A 15380-nucleotide genomic window follows, 5' to 3' on the forward strand; every position below is an offset into this window, starting at 1 on the left:
GCTTATGAGAATTGAAATCATTACTATTGCAGCCCCGAAAATGCCCGGACCTCCGCCATGAAGAGCAAAGCCACCGGCGTACCACTCAGCTACCGCCTGGCCGTGGCTTCACGTTGCCTGGCCGCGTTGTTGGGCGGTTATCTGCTGGCGTCCATGGCCAGTGTCTGCATCGCGTTGCTGGCGCCCCTGCCACGGGTAGACGCGACGCTCATCGGCTTGCTGCTGTCGTTCGTCTTCTACCTGCTGGCCTTCGTCTGGTGCTTCGCTTGCCGCAGCGCCTGGCGTGCCTGGCTGGGCGTGCTGTTGCCCAGCCTGCTGATGGCCATGGCCAGCGGGATTGCCTACTGGATGAAAACCCCATGAAAGAAGGCTTCCGCCAGGCCATGGCCTGGCTGCACACCTGGGCCGGCCTGATCTTCGGCTGGCTGCTGTTTGCCATCTTCCTCACCGGCACGCTGTCGTACTTCAAGGAAGAGATCAACCACTGGACCCAGCCCGAAGTGCACCGCCATGCGCTCGACCCGGTCAACAGCCTGGGCCTGGCCCAGCGCTATCTGGAGGCCAACGCCGCGCACGCCGGCAGCTGGATGATCCGTTTGCCCAATGCCCGGGAGGCTGCGCTGAGCGTGAGCTGGCGCGACCCCGAGGCGGGGCGGCGCGGCTTTGTCAGCAAAAGCCTCGACGCGCAGACCGGCCAGCCGGTCGAGGCCCGTGACAGCCGCGGCGGCGAGTTCTTCTACCGCTTCCACTTCCAGCTCGAGATGCCGTATCCGTTTGGCCGTTGGCTGTCGACCTTCTGTGCCTTCATCATGCTGGTGGGCCTGGTCACCGGGATCATCACGCACAAGAAGATCTTCAAGGAGTTCTTCACCTTCCGCCCCGGCAAGGGCCAGCGCTCCTGGCTGGACGGGCACAACGCAATCGGTGTGCTGGTGCTGCCGTTCCACCTGATGATCAGCTACAGCAGCCTGGTGCTGTTCATGTACATGGTGATGCCTGCCGGCATCCTGGCCAGCTACGGCGGCAACACCGGCGAATACTTCAACGAGCTGTTCGGCCGTGACGATCCACCCAAGGCGGCCAATGTCGCGACACCGCTGGTGCCGTTGCCGATGCTGTACGGCAAGGTTCAGGAACAAGTGCCAGGTGCGCGTATCGGCTACATCCAGCTGCAGAACCCCGGCGACAGCAATGCCCAGGTCACCTTCACCCAGGCCTCCGCCGACAACATCGCCTACAAGCGCAGCGCCAAGTGGACCTTCGACGGCACCAACGGCGCGCTGCTGAGCCAAGGTGCGCCGGAGAGCGGGGCGATGGCGACGGCCTTCAGCTTCGCCGGCCTGCACATGGGCAATTTCGCCGGCCCCTGGCTGCGCTGGCTGTACTTCGTGTTCGGTGTGGCTGGCACGGCGGTGATCGGCACAGGCCTGGTGATGTGGCTGGGCAAGCGTCAGCTCAAGCATGCCAAGAGCGCGCACATGCCGGGCGAGTTGCGCCTGGTCGAGGTGCTCAACATTGCCAGCATGAGCGGCCTGCTGCTGGCGGTGGCGGGGTTCTTCTGGGCTAACCGGCTGGTTCCTGTGGCGTTGGAAGGCCGCGCCGACTGGGAGGTCAACGCCTTCTTCCTGGCCTGGCTGCTGTCGCTGGTGCATGCCGTGTTACGTCCCGGGCGTCGCGCCTGGGGTGAGCAACTGGCGCTGGGCGCGCTGGCGTTCGCCTTGCTGCCGCTGGTCAATGGCCTGACCACCGGCCAGGGCCTTGATCATTCGCTGCAGGTTGGCGACTGGGCCATGGCCGGGTTCGATCTCACGGCGCTGGCCGTCGGCCTGTTCCTGGCCTGGGCGGCCAGCAAGATGCTGCGCGCCCCAAAACCTGTGGCCAAGCGCGCCTCGCGTGCGGCAAAAAAACCGGCTGCTGACATGGTCGAGGTGGGCTGATGCTAGGTATCGCGCTGATCGGCTTCGCAGGCTTCGCTGCCCTGTGCCTGGCCATGGAAAAACACTTCAGCGACCTGCTTGGGCGCAAGCCGCGCCCGCAGCAGGTGCGCTTGCTGCGCGTTGGTGGCTGGCTGCTGCTGATGCTGTCGCTGGCACTCAGCGTGCAACTGCGGGGCTGGGGCCATGGCCTGGTGGAGTGGATCGCGGTGTTGATGGCGGGGGTGACCCTCTGGGTGTTCGTCCTGCCGTACCAGCCACGTCTGTTGCTGGGCCTGGCCGCCGCCAGCCTGGTGCTGGGCCCGCTGCTGGCTGTGCTGGCGGGGTGACCGCTTGAGCCAGCCGCAAGACATGCGCGAACCTGACGCCGACAGCGCCAGCGGGCGCGCGCGTTTCGTCCAGGTGTTCCTGGCGCAGCGGGCGCGCATGGAAGCGTTGGTCAACCGCCGCGTCGGCTGCCGGGCCACGGCATCGGACCTGGTGCAGGAGTTGTTCCTGCGTTTCTGGCGCCGCCCCGAGGTCAAGGTCGAGGCACTGGACACCTACCTGCTGCGCTGTGCCGGCAACCTCGCCATCGACCACTTGCGCAGTGAAAGCAGCCGCGAGCGCGTGGCAGAAGCCACGCAGGCCGTGGATGAGCAGGCCTGCGCCGCAGAGCCTGAGCATTCCCTGGAGGTGGATCACGACCTGCAACGCATCGAAGCTGCATTGCGTGCCTTGCCCGCGCGTACGCGGCAGATCTTTCTGCTCAACCGCATCCACGGCTGCACGTACAGCGAGATTGCCACGGCCATGCAACTGTCCCAGAGCGCTGTGGAAAAGCATATGATGCGCGCCCTCGAAGCGTGCAAGGCGAGTATCGCCGAGCCCGCGTCCACCATGCGCAGGCCAGGGAGCGCCCGTCGATGAGCCGTCCGAATTCGATCACTGCTGCGCAGTCACAAGCCGCCCTGCAGTGGCTGATCCGCATCAACGAGCAGCCTGAGCAAGCCCAGGGCGCGGCGTTCAAACGTTGGTTACTGGCCGACCCGGGGCATCGCGAGGCCTATGCCCAGGCCAAGGCTGTGTGGCAGATGAGCGCGGTGCCGGCGGCGCGGTTGGCCGATGAAGAGCGCGAAGGCCTGCAGCAGTATCTGGATGCCATCGCCCAGGCACCTGCCCAAGGCCGTTGGCGGCAACGTGTCACCGCCTTGGCGGCGGCAGCCTGCCTGGTGCTGGCGGTCGGCGTTGTGGGCGGTTGGCACCCCGGCTTCTGGTTGCAGGACCTGCAGGCCGACTACAGCAGCACAGGGCACGTCCGCCAGCTGACCCTGGCCGACAAATCGCAAGTGACACTGGATGCGGGCAGCGCCATTGCGGTCGACTTTGCGCACGGCGAGCGGCGAGTACGGCTGCTGCGCGGGGCGGCGTTCTTCGAGGTCACCCACACGGGTGAGCCGTTTCTGGTAGCCGCTGCGGGCGGCGAGGTGCGGGTGCTGGGCACCCAGTTCGAGGTGCGTGAGCAGGGTGACGGCGCGCAAGTCACGGTGCGCAGTGGGCGGGTGGCGGTGACGCCGGTGCAAGGCGAGGTTGCCCGTGAACTGACGGCCAATCAGCAACTGGCCTACGTTGACGGCCGGGCGGGCAGCACCCTGAGCGTGGACAGCGAGAGCCGCCAGGCTTGGCGCCAGGGCTGGCTGAATTACTACCAGGTGCCGCTGGCGCAGGTGGTCGAAGATCTTGGGCGCTATTACCCGGGGCGCATCTTGTTGCTTGATAGTGAGTTGGGGCAACGCAAGGTCAGTGGCAGTTTCCCGGTGCAGGAACCTTTGGCGGCGCTCGACTCGCTCGGCAAGGTGATGGGCTTTTCGCGGCAGACGGTATTGGGGCGTTTGACCCTTATTCGCTAGGCACCGGTAGCGCAAAAATATTTCAGATAACGGATGAGGTAACAGGACGTGGCATCCGTGTAATGAGTGGAAGTGCGATTCATTCGCAGTCAATACCCACTTACAGGTCAGCGTCCATGAAGTTCACCTCGCGTTGCGTCCCCCTCTGGCTCGGTCTTGCAGTGTTCCCGGTCATCGCCATCGCACCGCTGGCCGGGGCCGCCGAGCAGATGCAGGCGTACACCTTCGCCCAACCAAGCCAGCCCTTGGCCCAGGCGCTCAATGCCTTCAGCCGTGCCACCGGCCAGAGCGTGGTCTACACCCTCGAGCTTCCAGGCATACAAGCACCCGCTCTCAACGGTACGTACAGCGCCGAGCAGGCGCTGCAGCAATTGCTGGGCACCTCCGGCCTGGCCTGGCGCCGCGTCGATGCGCGCACCCTGACCCTCGAAGCCGTGGGCACCGACGGGGCACTGAACCTGCAGGCCACCACTGTGACCTCGCAAATGGACGCTTACAGCTACCAGCCCCCAGCCAGTGCCTCGATCATGCGTGGCCAAGGCCCGAACCAGGACATCCCCCAGGCCATCAACGTAGTCCCGGCCCAGGTCATCCGTGACCAGGCCCCGCGCAACCTCGATGACGCCTTGACCCATGTCAGCGGCATCACCCAGGGCAACAACTTCGGCGGCACCTCCGACACTGTGATGAAGCGCGGCTTCGGTGACAACCGCGACGGTTCGATCATGCGTGACGGCATGCCCATCGTGCAGGGCCGCAGCCTCAACGCCAGTACCGAGCGGGTCGAGGTGCTCAAGGGGCCGGCCTCGTTGCTGTATGGCATCCAGGACCCGGGTGGGGTCATCAACGTGGTCAGCAAGCGCCCGCAGCTGCAGCAGTACAACGCCCTGACCGTGCGCGGCTCGACCTACGGCAGCGGCAAGAACGGCAGCGGCGGTGGTTTCGACAGCACCGGGGCACTGGGCGACAGCCCGTTCGCCTACCGCCTGATCGTCGATCATGAGGACGAAGACTACTGGCGCAACTTCGGCGTGCACCGCGAATCGCTGGTGGCGCCGTCGCTGGCCTGGCTGGGCGAGGACACCCAGGTGGTGCTGGCCTACGAGTACCGCGAGTTTCGCTACCCTTTCGACCGCGGCACGGCATTTGGCAGCAACGGCCACCCGTTGGACATACCGGCCACGCGTCGCCTGGACGAGCCGTTCAACGACATGAAAGGGCGCTCCGACCTGTACCGCCTGGAGGTCGACCATCAACTGGCCGATGACTGGAAGCTGCACTTCGGCTACAGCTTCAACCGCGAAACCTACGATGCCAGCCAGGTCCGTGTGACCGGTGTCAACGAGGCCAAGGGCACGCTGACGCGCAGCATCGATGGCACCCACAACGCCATGAGCCGCGACCAGTTCGCCACCGTCAGCCTGGCGGGCAACGTCGAGCTGGGCGGCCTGCAGCATGACCTGCTGCTCGGTATCGATCACGAAGACCGCAAGGTGTTTCGTGGCGACCTGATTCGCCAGACCGCGCAGTCCAGCTTCAGCTATGTGAACCCGGTGTATGGCCAGGAAGTGGAGGGCAGCAGCGTGCGCGCCAGCGACAGCGACCAGACCGACAAACTGCGCAGCGATGCCCTGTTCATGCAGGACGCGGTGCACCTGGACGACCACTGGATTGTGGTGGCCGGCGCGCGTTTCCAGCAGTTCGACCAGTACGCCGGGCGCGGTCGCCCGTTCAAGGCCAATACCGACACCAGCGGCCAGGCCTGGGTGCCGCATGCCGGCATCGTCTACAAGGTCGATGACCAGCTGTCGTTCTATGGCAGTTACAGCGAGTCGTTCAAGCCCAACTCCAGCATTGCGCCGCTGACCGGCGGCGTGGTGCTGGATGCCTCGGTGGCGCCGGAGGAGGGCAAGTCGTGGGAGCTGGGCGCCAAGCTGGACATGCCGGGCAGCCTGACCGGGACCCTGGCGCTGTTCGACATCACCAAGCGCAACGTGCTGGTGGCCAATTTCGACAGCGGCACCGGCGAGACGGTCTACAGCAATGCCGGTGAGGTCAATTCACGCGGTGTCGAGCTGGACCTGACCGGGCAGCTCAGCGAGCGCTGGAGCCTGATCGGCAGCTATGCCTTTACCGATGCCAAGGTGACCAAAGACCCTGACCTTGAAGGCAACCGCCTGCAGAACGTGGCCAGGCACAGCGGCTCGTTGTCGGCGGTGTATGACTTTGGCAGCCTGTTCGGCGCTGACCGCCTGCGCTTGGGTGCCGGGGCCCGTTATGTGGGCGAGCGTGCGGGGAATGCGACCAACACCTTCGACCTGCCGAGCTATACCGTGGCCGATGCCTTTGCCACGTACGAGACCAAGCTCGACGAACACAACGTGCGCCTGCAACTGAACGTGAAGAACCTGTTCGACAAGGTGTACTACAGCTCGGCGGTGAACCAGTACTTCGTGGCGGTGGGGGATGCACGGCAGGTGAGCCTTTCCAGCACCTTGGAATTCTGAAGGGCTGCGCAGCGGCCCCATCAAAGGGTGAAGGCTGCACGATAAGCGCCGGGTGTGGCCCCGAGTGCCTGACGAAACCGGTTGCTGAAATGGCTGGCACTGGCAAACCCGCACAGCAACGCAACCTCGCCCAGTGGCAACTGGCCCAGGCGCAGCAACTGGCAAGCCCGATGCAGCCGCCGAGCCAGCAGGTACTGGTGCGGCGGCAAGCCGAAACTGCTGCGGAACATGCGCGCAAAGTGGTACTCGGACAAATTGCAGCGCACCGCCAGCTCGCCGAGGGTGATGGGCTGGTCCAGGTGCGCCTCGATGTATTCGACCAACTGCCGACGCAGGTTCGGCGCCAGCCCACCTTTCAAGCGCAAGCCCTCACGTAGCCCAACCTGGCTGAGCACCGCGTGGTCGACGATTTCGTGCGCCAGGCTGCTGGCCAGCAAGCGCTCGCCGGGTTCATCCCAGTCCAGGCTGATCAATTGGTGAAAGCGCAGCGCCTGCTGCGGGTCGTCGAGAAACGTCGCCTCCTGCAACTGCAGCTCCCGCGGTTCGCGGTCCAGCAGGCGCACACAGCCGAGGGCGAACTGTGCCTCGCTGATGTACAGGTGGGCCAGGCGGATCTCGCCATTGACCACCCAGTTCGACTCATGGCCGGCCGGCATGACGCACAGCTTGTTTGGCGCGCCCTTGTCGGCCGGGCGCTGGCGGCGAAACGTGCCGGTGCCATCGGCGATGTAGCACGACAGCGTGTGATGGCTTGGCGCCTGGTAGTCGCGGGCATCGTCGCGGTTACGCCACAGTGCCGCAGCCAGGCCGTCGCCCAGGTGCGCGCTCAGCTCCAGGCGGGCGTGGGGCGAGGCGTGCATGGCGTTGAACACTTGCAGCTGGGACAGTGGGGTCATGGGCGATTCCTCTGAGCGCCATCGTACTGCGAGTTGGCCGCGCAGGCAGCTAGCTGCAGTACAAAAGCGCAAGTTTGTGCAAGCGCGAAGGGGCCAGCAGGGCGAACACTGAGGGCCTCGGCGAGGGTTGCGCCCCGCGAAGCGCCGGGCACCGATCTCGAAAGGCCCAAGGAACCACCGCCATGAACCTGTCCCTGTACCTGCTCACCGTCCTGATCTGGGGCACCACCTGGATCGCCCTGAAACTGCAACTGGGCGTGGTCGCCATCCCCGTATCGATCGTCTACCGCTTCGCCTTGGCCGGGCTGATCCTGTTCGCCATTTTGCTGCTCACCCGCCGCCTGCAACCGATGAACCGCCGCGGCCACCTCATTTGCCTGGCGCAGGGCCTGTGCCTGTTCTGCGTCAACTTCATGTGCTTTCTCACCGCCAGCCAGTGGATCGCCAGCGGCCTGATCGCCGTGGTGTTCTCTACCGCGACCTTGTGGAACGCACTCAATGCGCGGGTGTTCTTCGGCCAGAAGATCGCCGCCAATGTGCTGGGCGGCGGCGCTTTGGGGCTGCTGGGCCTGGGCCTGCTGTTCTGGCCCGAACTCGGCCACCATGCGGCCAGTCGTGAAACCTTGTACGGCCTCGGCCTGGCGCTGCTCGGCACGCTGTGCTTCTCGGCCGGCAACATGCTGTCGAGCATGCAGCAGAAGGCCGGGCTCAAACCTATGACCACCAATGCCTGGGGCATGGTCTATGGCGCGGCGATGCTGACCGTGTATTGCCTGTTCAACGGCATCCCTTTCGCCATGGAATGGAACACCCGCTACATCGGCTCGTTGATGTACCTGGTGATCCCGGGTTCGGTGATCGGCTTCACCGCCTACCTGACCCTGGTCGGGCGTATGGGGCCGGAGCGGGCAGCCTATTGCACGGTGCTGTTCCCGTTGGTGGCGTTGAACGTGTCGGCGTTTGCCGAAGGGTACCAATGGACGGCCCCAGCGTTGCTGGGGCTCGTCGCGGTAATGGCGGGTAACGTGCTGGTGTTTCGCAAGCCTTCGCTCAAGCCGGCTGCCGTGTTGGCTCGCTAGGCGGAAACCTCAGCCCTTCCACACCTGCGGGTTAACCAGGTCGCGCGGCCGCTCGCCCAGCAGCGCCGCACGCAGGTTGTCCATCGCCCGGTTGGCCATGGCCTCACGGGTTTCGGCGGTGGCCGAGCCGATGTGCGGCAGGGTCAGGGCATTGGGCAGCTTGAACAGCGGCGACTCGCTCAGCGGCTCTTTTTCATACACATCCAGGCCGGCGCCGCGAATAGTGCCGTTCTGCAGTGCCTCGACCAGGGCCGCTTCATCGACCACCGGGCCGCGGGCAATGTTGATCAGGAAGGCACTTGGCTTCATCAACTTCAGCTCACGGGCTCCGATCAGCTTGCGGGTTGCCTCGGACAACGGCACCACGATGCAGACGAAATCGGCTTCGGCCAGCAGTTGTTCCAGGCTGCGCAACTGCGCCCCCAGCTCTTGCTCCAGCGCGGTCTTGCGGCTGTTGCCGGCATAGATCACCGGCATGTTGAAACCGAACCGCCCACGACGGGCAATGGCGGCGCCGATGTTGCCCATGCCGACGATACCCAGGGTTTTGCCGTGCACATCGCTGCCGAAGTGGGCCGGGCCGACGGTGGCCTGCCACTGGCCGGCCTTGGTCCAGGCATCGAGCTCGGCCGTGCGCCGGGCGCAGCCCATGATCAACGAGAAGCCGAGGTCTGCGGTGCTTTCGGTCAGCACGTCGGGGGTGTTGGTCAGGGCGATGCCGCGTTCGTTGAAGTAGTCGACGTCATAGTTGTCGTAGCCGACCGAGACGCTGGACACCACCTCAAGCTTGGCCGCGCCCTCAAGCTGCGCACGGCCAAGCTTGCGGCCGACGCCGATCAGGCCGTGGGCCTCGGGCAGGGCTTCGTTGAACTGGGCGCTGATGTCGCCCAGTTTGGGGTTCGGCAGGATCACGTTGAAGTCTTGCTGCAGGCGCTCGGCCATGGCCGGGGTGATACGGCTGAAGGCCAGGACGGTCTTTTTCATCGGGCAACTTCCACAAGAAAAGCTACAAGCTACAAGCTTCAAGCCACAAGAAAAAGCCGCGCTTGCGACGATCTGCTTTTTCTTGCGGCTTGAAGCTTATGGCTTGCAGCTGCTTTCAGTTGGCGATCAGCACCTGATGGGTTTTCAGGTCTGCTTCATGGGCTGCAAGAATTTCCGGCAGCGAGTTGCGCAGGTACTCGACCCAGGTCTTGATCTTGGCATCCAGGTACTGGCGCGACGGGTAGATGGCGTACAGGTTCAGCTCCTGCAACCGGTACTCGGGCAGCACCCGCACCAGGCTGCCATCACGCAGGCCCTCGATGGCCGAATAGATCGGCAGCACGCCCACCCCCATGCCGCTGCGGATTGCGGTTTTCATGGCGTCTGCCGTGTTCACCTGGAACGGCGAGGTGCTGATGTTGACCATTTCCTGGCCTTCCGGGCCGTCGAACAGCCACTTTTCCAGTGGGATCACCGGGCTGACCATGCGCAGGCAGGCGTGCTTGAGCAGGTCGGCAGGCTTGTGCGCGATGCCGTTGCGCGCGATGTAGGCGGGCGAGGCGCAGACGATGCTGTAGGTGATGCCCAGGCGCTGCGACACGAAGCCCGAGTCCGGTAGCTCGGTGGCCAGCACGATGGACACGTCGTAGCCTTCGTCGAGCAGGTCCGGCACGCGGTTGGCCATGGTCAGGTCGAAGGTCACGTCCGGGTGCGATTCGCGGTAGCGGGCGATGGCATCGACCACAAAGTGCTGGCCGACCCCGGTCATCGAGTGAACCTTCAACTGCCCGGCCGGGCGGGCATGGGCGTCGCTGGCCTCGGCTTCGGCTTCTTCAACGTAGGTAAGAATCTGTTCGCAGCGCATCAGGTAGCGCTTGCCGGCCTCGGTCAGCGCGATGCGGCGGGTGGTGCGGTTGAGCAGCCGTGTTTGCAGATGGGCTTCCAGATTGGAGACCGCCCGCGACACGTTCGCGGTGGTCGTATCCAGCTGCGCCGCCGCAGCCGTGAAGCTGCCAAGTTGGGCTACGCAACTGAAAGCACGCATATTTTGCAGGGTGTCCATGGGTCGCTCTCAAGGTAGAGGACAAAATTGTGTCACGAAGTAACGACGAAGTTATTAAAAGTTACCTTCGACCAAAGGCTGATTATCGCGCGTTTGGTAACAAAGATTCGCAGGAATATGCGCTTATCGCCAGTCCTGCGGCCCCCTAGAATTGCTCGGCCCCTCCACCTCTTCCTCGGGAAATCGCAGCTGTGCCGCGTCGCATCATCAGAACGCTTCAAGTGTTCAGTGCCTGTGCCCTTAGCCTCACCTTGAGCGGCTGTATCGGAACCTGGGGCATCGCCCCGCAAAGCAAGACGTTGCACGCCAACACCCTGACGACCGACGCAGCGATACGCGAAGCCGCCACTGACGCGCACTGGCCCGACCAGCAGTGGTGGCAGGCCTACCGCGACCCGCAGCTGAACCGCTGGGTTGCACTGGCCGTCGAAGGCAGCCCAAACCTGGCCATGGCCATGGCGCGGGTGCGCGAGGCCAAGGCCATGGCCGGTGTGGTCGAGTCTGCGGAAAAACTGCAGGCCAACGGCCAGGCGACACTCAAGCGCCATAATTGGCCTGAAGACCAGTTCTACGGCCCTGGCGCGCTGTCGGGCGCCAATACCTGGGACAACAACGCCGCCCTCGGTTTCAGCTATGCCCTCGACCTCTGGGGCCGCGAACGCAATGCCAGTGAACAGGCCGTGGACCAGGCGCACATGAGCGTGGCCGAGGCCCGCCAGGCGCAACTAGAGCTGCAGAGCAACGTGGTGCGTGCCTACATTCAGCTGAGCCTGCATTTTGCTCAGCGCGATATCGTCAAGGCTGAGCTCGAGCAGCAAGAGCAGATTCTGGCCCTGGCCGAGCGCCGGCTGGACGCGGGCATCGGTACCCACTTCGAAGTCAGCCAGGCGCAAGCGCCGCTGCCGGAAACCCATCGCCAGCTCGACAGCCTCAACGAAGACATCGCCCTGACCCGCAACCAGCTGGCCGCCTTGGCCGGCAAGGGGCCGGGCGACGGCGCGCAGATCGAGCGCCCGAGCCTGACCCTCGGCGCCCCGCTGAAGCTGCCCTCGGCACTGCCCGCCGAACTGGTGGGCCAGCGCCCGGACGTGGTGGCCAGCCGTTGGCAGGTGGCCGCGCAAGCCCGCGGCATCGACGTGGCGCATGCCGGCTTCTTCCCCAATGTCGACCTGGTCGGCAGCCTGGGCTTCATGGCCACCGGCGGCGGCCCGCTGGAGTTTCTCACCGGGCGCAAGTTCAACTACAACGTCGGCCCGGCCATCAGCCTGCCGATCTTCGACGGTGGCCGCCTGCGCTCGCAGTTGGGCGTCGCTTCGGCGGGCTATGACATGGCCGTGGCGCGTTACAACCAGACCGTGATCGGAGCGCTGAAAAACATTTCCGACCAGTTGATCCGTCGTGAGTCGATGAAAGAACAGTCGCACTTCGCCGCCGAATCGGTCGCCGCCGCGCAGAAGACCTACGACATCGCCATGGTCGCCTTCCAGCGTGGCCTGACCGACTACCTCAATGTGCTCAATGCGCAAACCTTGCTGTTCCGTCAGCAGCAGGTGCAGCAGCAGGTGCAGGCCGCCCGCCTGGTCGCCCATGCCGAGCTGGTCACGGCCCTGGGTGGCGGCCTGCAAGCGGGCCAGGACGTGCCGGAGCCAGGGCGCCAGGCTGCGCCGAAAACCCCGGCCACCCTGGCCGTTTTCGACAAGCAGCCGGATAACGCCGAATGAGCACTTCCAGTCTGCCCGTGCGCTGGCTGCAGAGCCTGGAGTGGCGCCGGGGCTTCTTTGCCTGGGCGCGCACCGATGGTGTGACCTGGGTCTACATCTTCAAGGTGCTGGCTGCCGCCTTCATCACCCTGTGGCTGGCCATGCGCCTGGAACTGCCGCAGCCGCGCACGGCGATGATCACCGTGTTCATCGTCATGCAGCCGCAAAGCGGGCACGTGTTCGCCAAGAGCTTCTACCGGGTGCTCGGTACCCTGGCAGGTTCGGCGATGATGGTTGCGCTGATCGCCATCTTCCCGCAGAACACCGAGCTGTTCCTGCCCAGTCTCGCCCTGTGGGTCGGCCTGTGCTCGGCGGGCGCCATGCGTTACCGCACCTTCCGTGCCTATGGTTTCGTGCTGGCTGGCTACACCGCAGCGATGATCGGCTTGCCGGTGCTGCAACACCCCGACCAGGCCTTCATGGCTGCTGTGTGGCGGGTGCTGGAGATCGCCCTGGGGATTCTCGTTTCAACCTTTGTCAGCGCCGCGATTCTCCCGCAGTCGGCCAGCGCGGCCATGCGCAACGCCCTGTACCAGCGCTTTGGCGTGTTTGCCGGGGTGGTGGTCGAAGCCTTGCGTGGCGACAGCCAGCGTGACCGTTTCGAAACCAGCAACGTGCGCTTCGTTGCCGAGGCCGTGGGCCTGGAGAGCCTGCGTAACGTCACCGCCTTCGAAGACCCGCACATGCGCAGGCGCTCTGGCCGGCTGGTGCGCATGAACAGCGAATTCATGGCCATCACCACGCGCTTCAACGCCCTGCACCGGTTGCTCGAACGCCTGCGCGCACGTGGCCCATTGCAGATCGTCAGCGCCATCGAGCCGGGCCTGAACACCTTGGTCGCGTTGCTTGAACCCTACGTGGGCCGCGCCTTGACCGACTCGGACGCGTTGCGCCTGACGTTGGAGCTGGCCGCCTACAAAGAGGGCCTGCAAGCCCAGGTGCGTGGGCTGCGCACCGAGTACCAGCAGACCGACCCCAGCGAGTCCGACCTGCTCGACTTCCATACCGCCTTCGAGCTGCTCTACCGCTTCGTCGACGAGATGTACAGCTATGCCGAGACCCATGCCTCGCTGGCCGCGCACAAGCATCAGCGTGAGCAGTGGGACGAGCCGTATGTGGCGCAGACCAGCTGGCTGGTGTCACTGGCGGCCGGCGTGCGCGCTTCGGCGGTGCTGTTGCTGCTGGGCAGCTACTGGTTGCTCAGCGACTGGCCCAGCGGCGGCATGATGACGCTGATCGCCACGGTCACCGTGGGCCTGTCGGCGGCTTCGCCGAACCCCAAGCGCATGTCGTTCCAGATGGCCTGCGGCACGGCGATCGGGGCCTTTGTCGGCTTCTTCGAGACGTTCTTCGTATTCCCCTGGATCGACGGCTTCCCGCTGCTGTGCATGGTCCTGGCGCCGGTCTTCGTGCTCGGGGCGTTCCTCTCGTCGCGGCCTGCCTATGCCGGTTACGGCATCGGTTTGCTGGTGTTTTTCGCCATCGGTTCGGTGCCGAACAACCTGACCGTCTACGACCCCTACACCTTCATCAACGATTACATCGGCATGGTCATCGGCATGTTCGTCTGCGCCGCAGCCGGGGCGATCATCCTGCCGCCCAACAGCCGCTGGCTGTGGAGCCGGCTGGAGCAGGAGCTGCGCGAGCAGGTGCTGTTCGCCATCAGCGGCCGCTTGCGAGGCCTGGGCTCGGCCTTCGAGAGCCGCACCCGCGACCTGCTGCACCAGGCTTATGGCCTGGCGGCCGGCAAGCCGCAGGTGCAGAGCGAGCTGATGGGATGGATGTTCACCGTGCTGGAAGTCGGCCACGCCATCATCGAACTGCGCAAGGAGCAGGCCCGCGCGCCGATCCATCCGGCGTATGCCGAATCCCAGCCGTGGCGTCAGGCCATTCGCGTCATGGGCCGGGCGCTGGCGCGCTTGTTCCTGCAGCCCAGCGCCAGCAACCACGAGCGTGCCCTGGTGGCGGTGGACCATGCCATCAGCCGCGTGCAGGCCACCGATGAGCCGTTCGCCCGGCACTTCGACACCTCGGTGCTGCGCCGCGCGCAAAGCTACCTGCATTTCATCCGTTCCTCCCTGCTGGACCCTCAGTCGCCGCTGGCACCGGCGAAAGGATTGCATTATGCCCCGTGAAATCATGCCCCGTGAGATCGCCTTCCATGGCGTGTACATGCCCACCATGACCCTGATGTTCCTGTTCGCCCTGGGCCTGGCCTGGGGCCTGGACCGCTTCATCGCCAGCCATGACGGCTACCGCTTCTTCTGGCACCCGGCGCTGCTGCGCCTGAGCCTGTTCGTCTGCCTTTTCGGCGCCCTGGCGCTGTCTGTCTACTGGTGAGAAACCTTCGATGAAAAAGTTCTTCAGCCTGATCGCCACCCTGCTGGTGCTGGTGGCTGCCGTGGCGATCGGCCGCCAGTTGTGGCTGCACTACATGACCACGCCATGGACCCGCGACGGCCGGGTGCGTGCCGACATCATCAACGTCGCCGCTGACGTGCCGGGCTATGTGGTGGGCGTGCCGGTCAAGGACAACCAGCGGGTGAAGAAGGGCGACCTGCTGATCCAGATCGACCCTGAGCACTATCAGCTGGCCGTCGACCAGGCCAAGGCCTTGGTCGCCTCGCGCAAGGCCACCTGGGAGATGCGCAAGGTCAATGCCAAGCGCCGGGCCGACATGGACAACCTGGTGATCTCCAAGGAAAACCGCGACGACGCCAGCAACATCGCCAACTCGGCCCAGGCGGATTATCAACAGGCCCTGGCCGAGTTGGCGGCGGCCGAGTTGAACCTCAAGCGCACGCATATCGTGGCCACGGTGGATGGCTACGTGACCAACCTGAACATTCACAAGGGCGACTATGCGCGCACCGGTGAGGCGGTGATGGCGGTGGTCGATGAGCACTCATTCTGGGTCTACGGCTTTTTCGAAGAGACCAAGCTGCCGCATGTAAAGGTAGGTGATCGGGCCGAGTTGCAGATGATGAGCGGCGAGCGCATCACCGGCCATGTGGAGAGCATCGCGCGCGGTATCTATGACCGCGACAACCCGCAGAGCCGTGAGCTGATCGCTGATGTGAACCCGACGTTCAACTGGGTGCGGCTGGCGCAGCGGGTGCCTGTGCGGATTCACATTGATGAAGTGCCAGAAGGGTTTTTGCTGGCGGCGGGGACGACCTGTACGGTGGTGGTGAAGCCGGGTGAGGAGTGAGGTGTTTGCCCCAGTGTTCGCCGCAACCCTTCTGGCGCCCATGAGATCATCGGCGGT

Annotated in this window: 14 protein-coding genes; 11 read left to right on the forward strand and 3 right to left on the reverse strand. The window is 64.9% G+C overall.

Annotation, left to right across the window (positions count from 1 at the left end; genetic code table 11):
* Positions 1 to 57 precede the first annotated feature (57 nt).
* The 6 genes from NP534_RS20330 to NP534_RS20355 all read left to right on the forward strand — a co-directional run bounded on the left by NP534_RS20330 (position 58) and on the right by NP534_RS20355 (position 6330).
* On the forward strand, positions 58 to 363 hold the full coding sequence (locus tag NP534_RS20330; RefSeq protein WP_274099883.1) for a DUF3649 domain-containing protein: 306 nt from the start codon (positions 58 to 60) through the stop codon (positions 361 to 363).
* Positions 360 to 1937: a PepSY-associated TM helix domain-containing protein gene (locus tag NP534_RS20335; RefSeq protein WP_274099884.1), complete on the forward strand. Its 1578-nt coding sequence runs from the start codon at positions 360 to 362 to the stop codon at positions 1935 to 1937. Before NP534_RS20330 ends, NP534_RS20335 begins: the two co-directional genes overlap by 4 nt.
* On the forward strand, positions 1937 to 2263 hold the full coding sequence (locus tag NP534_RS20340) for a DUF3325 domain-containing protein (protein ID WP_274099885.1): 327 nt from the start codon (positions 1937 to 1939) through the stop codon (positions 2261 to 2263). Before NP534_RS20335 ends, NP534_RS20340 begins: the two co-directional genes overlap by 1 nt.
* Positions 2264 to 2285: 22 nt before the next feature.
* The gene (locus NP534_RS20345; RefSeq protein ID WP_434519750.1) at positions 2286 to 2843 is read left to right on the forward strand and encodes an RNA polymerase sigma factor; all 558 of its coding nucleotides are present in this window, start codon (positions 2286 to 2288) and stop codon (positions 2841 to 2843) included.
* Positions 2840 to 3823, forward strand: a complete 984-nt coding sequence (locus tag NP534_RS20350) for a FecR family protein (RefSeq protein WP_274099887.1) — start codon at positions 2840 to 2842, stop codon at positions 3821 to 3823. Before NP534_RS20345 ends, NP534_RS20350 begins: the two co-directional genes overlap by 4 nt.
* A 116-nt stretch (positions 3824 to 3939) precedes the next feature.
* Positions 3940 to 6330, forward strand: a complete 2391-nt coding sequence (locus tag NP534_RS20355) for a TonB-dependent siderophore receptor (protein WP_274099888.1) — start codon at positions 3940 to 3942, stop codon at positions 6328 to 6330.
* A gap of 20 nt (positions 6331 to 6350) precedes the next feature.
* Here the strand turns inward: NP534_RS20355 and NP534_RS20360 are convergent, their stop codons facing one another.
* Positions 6351 to 7226, reverse strand: a complete 876-nt coding sequence (locus NP534_RS20360) for a helix-turn-helix domain-containing protein (protein ID WP_274099889.1) — start codon at positions 7224 to 7226, stop codon at positions 6351 to 6353.
* Positions 7227 to 7408: 182 nt separating this feature from the next.
* On the opposite strand from NP534_RS20360, the gene NP534_RS20365 reads away from it, so the two are divergent.
* A complete protein-coding gene (locus NP534_RS20365; RefSeq protein ID WP_095064184.1) occupies positions 7409 to 8305 on the forward strand; it encodes a DMT family transporter in 897 nt (298 codons plus the stop codon).
* 9 nt (positions 8306 to 8314) lie between these two features.
* On the opposite strand, the gene NP534_RS20370 is transcribed toward NP534_RS20365, so the two are convergent.
* Positions 8315 to 9289, reverse strand: a complete 975-nt coding sequence (locus NP534_RS20370) for a 2-hydroxyacid dehydrogenase (protein ID WP_033702896.1) — start codon at positions 9287 to 9289, stop codon at positions 8315 to 8317.
* Between the two features lie 115 nt (positions 9290 to 9404).
* The gene (locus NP534_RS20375; RefSeq protein WP_033702895.1) at positions 9405 to 10352 is read right to left on the reverse strand and encodes a LysR family transcriptional regulator; all 948 of its coding nucleotides are present in this window, start codon (positions 10350 to 10352) and stop codon (positions 9405 to 9407) included.
* 191 nt (positions 10353 to 10543) lie between these two features.
* On the opposite strand from NP534_RS20375, the gene NP534_RS20380 reads away from it, so the two are divergent.
* Genes NP534_RS20380 through NP534_RS20395 form a run of 4 tightly spaced genes read left to right on the forward strand, consistent with a single transcriptional unit; the run spans position 10544 to position 15323 of the window.
* Entirely contained in the window at positions 10544 to 12073 is a 1530-nt protein-coding gene (locus NP534_RS20380; RefSeq protein ID WP_274099890.1) for an efflux transporter outer membrane subunit, read from the forward strand.
* Positions 12070 to 14247: an FUSC family protein gene (locus tag NP534_RS20385; protein WP_274099891.1), complete on the forward strand. Its 2178-nt coding sequence runs from the start codon at positions 12070 to 12072 to the stop codon at positions 14245 to 14247. Before NP534_RS20380 ends, NP534_RS20385 begins: the two co-directional genes overlap by 4 nt.
* A 4-nt stretch (positions 14248 to 14251) precedes the next feature.
* Positions 14252 to 14452: a DUF1656 domain-containing protein gene (locus NP534_RS20390; RefSeq protein ID WP_027595286.1), complete on the forward strand. Its 201-nt coding sequence runs from the start codon at positions 14252 to 14254 to the stop codon at positions 14450 to 14452.
* 10 nt (positions 14453 to 14462) lie between these two features.
* Entirely contained in the window at positions 14463 to 15323 is an 861-nt protein-coding gene (locus tag NP534_RS20395) for an efflux RND transporter periplasmic adaptor subunit (protein WP_033702892.1), read from the forward strand.
* Positions 15324 to 15380 lie beyond the last annotated feature (57 nt).

It is taken from the genome of Pseudomonas sp. 39004 (genome assembly GCF_028682155.1).
GTDB lineage: Bacteria > Pseudomonadota > Gammaproteobacteria > Pseudomonadales > Pseudomonadaceae > Aquipseudomonas > Aquipseudomonas capeferrum.

What these genes read in the sequence shown, in the direction of transcription:
- NP534_RS20360 (WP_274099889.1), bottom strand. Translation starts at nt 7,226, where the DNA reads ATGACCCCACTGTCCCAGCTGCAAGTGTTCAACGCCATGCACGCCTCG.
- NP534_RS20350 (WP_274099887.1), top strand. Translation starts at nt 2,840, where the DNA reads ATGAGCCGTCCGAATTCGATCACTGCTGCGCAGTCACAAGCCGCCCTG.
- NP534_RS20355 (WP_274099888.1), top strand. Translation starts at nt 3,940, where the DNA reads ATGAAGTTCACCTCGCGTTGCGTCCCCCTCTGGCTCGGTCTTGCAGTG.
- NP534_RS20365 (WP_095064184.1), top strand. Translation starts at nt 7,409, where the DNA reads ATGAACCTGTCCCTGTACCTGCTCACCGTCCTGATCTGGGGCACCACC.
- NP534_RS20345 (WP_434519750.1), top strand. Translation starts at nt 2,286, where the DNA reads ATGCGCGAACCTGACGCCGACAGCGCCAGCGGGCGCGCGCGTTTCGTC.
- NP534_RS20395 (WP_033702892.1), top strand. Translation starts at nt 14,463, where the DNA reads ATGAAAAAGTTCTTCAGCCTGATCGCCACCCTGCTGGTGCTGGTGGCT.
- NP534_RS20335 (WP_274099884.1), top strand. Translation starts at nt 360, where the DNA reads ATGAAAGAAGGCTTCCGCCAGGCCATGGCCTGGCTGCACACCTGGGCC.
- NP534_RS20375 (WP_033702895.1), bottom strand. Translation starts at nt 10,352, where the DNA reads ATGGACACCCTGCAAAATATGCGTGCTTTCAGTTGCGTAGCCCAACTT.
- NP534_RS20340 (WP_274099885.1), top strand. Translation starts at nt 1,937, where the DNA reads ATGCTAGGTATCGCGCTGATCGGCTTCGCAGGCTTCGCTGCCCTGTGC.
- NP534_RS20330 (WP_274099883.1), top strand. Translation starts at nt 58, where the DNA reads ATGAAGAGCAAAGCCACCGGCGTACCACTCAGCTACCGCCTGGCCGTG.
- NP534_RS20385 (WP_274099891.1), top strand. Translation starts at nt 12,070, where the DNA reads ATGAGCACTTCCAGTCTGCCCGTGCGCTGGCTGCAGAGCCTGGAGTGG.
- NP534_RS20390 (WP_027595286.1), top strand. Translation starts at nt 14,252, where the DNA reads ATGCCCCGTGAGATCGCCTTCCATGGCGTGTACATGCCCACCATGACC.
- NP534_RS20370 (WP_033702896.1), bottom strand. Translation starts at nt 9,289, where the DNA reads ATGAAAAAGACCGTCCTGGCCTTCAGCCGTATCACCCCGGCCATGGCC.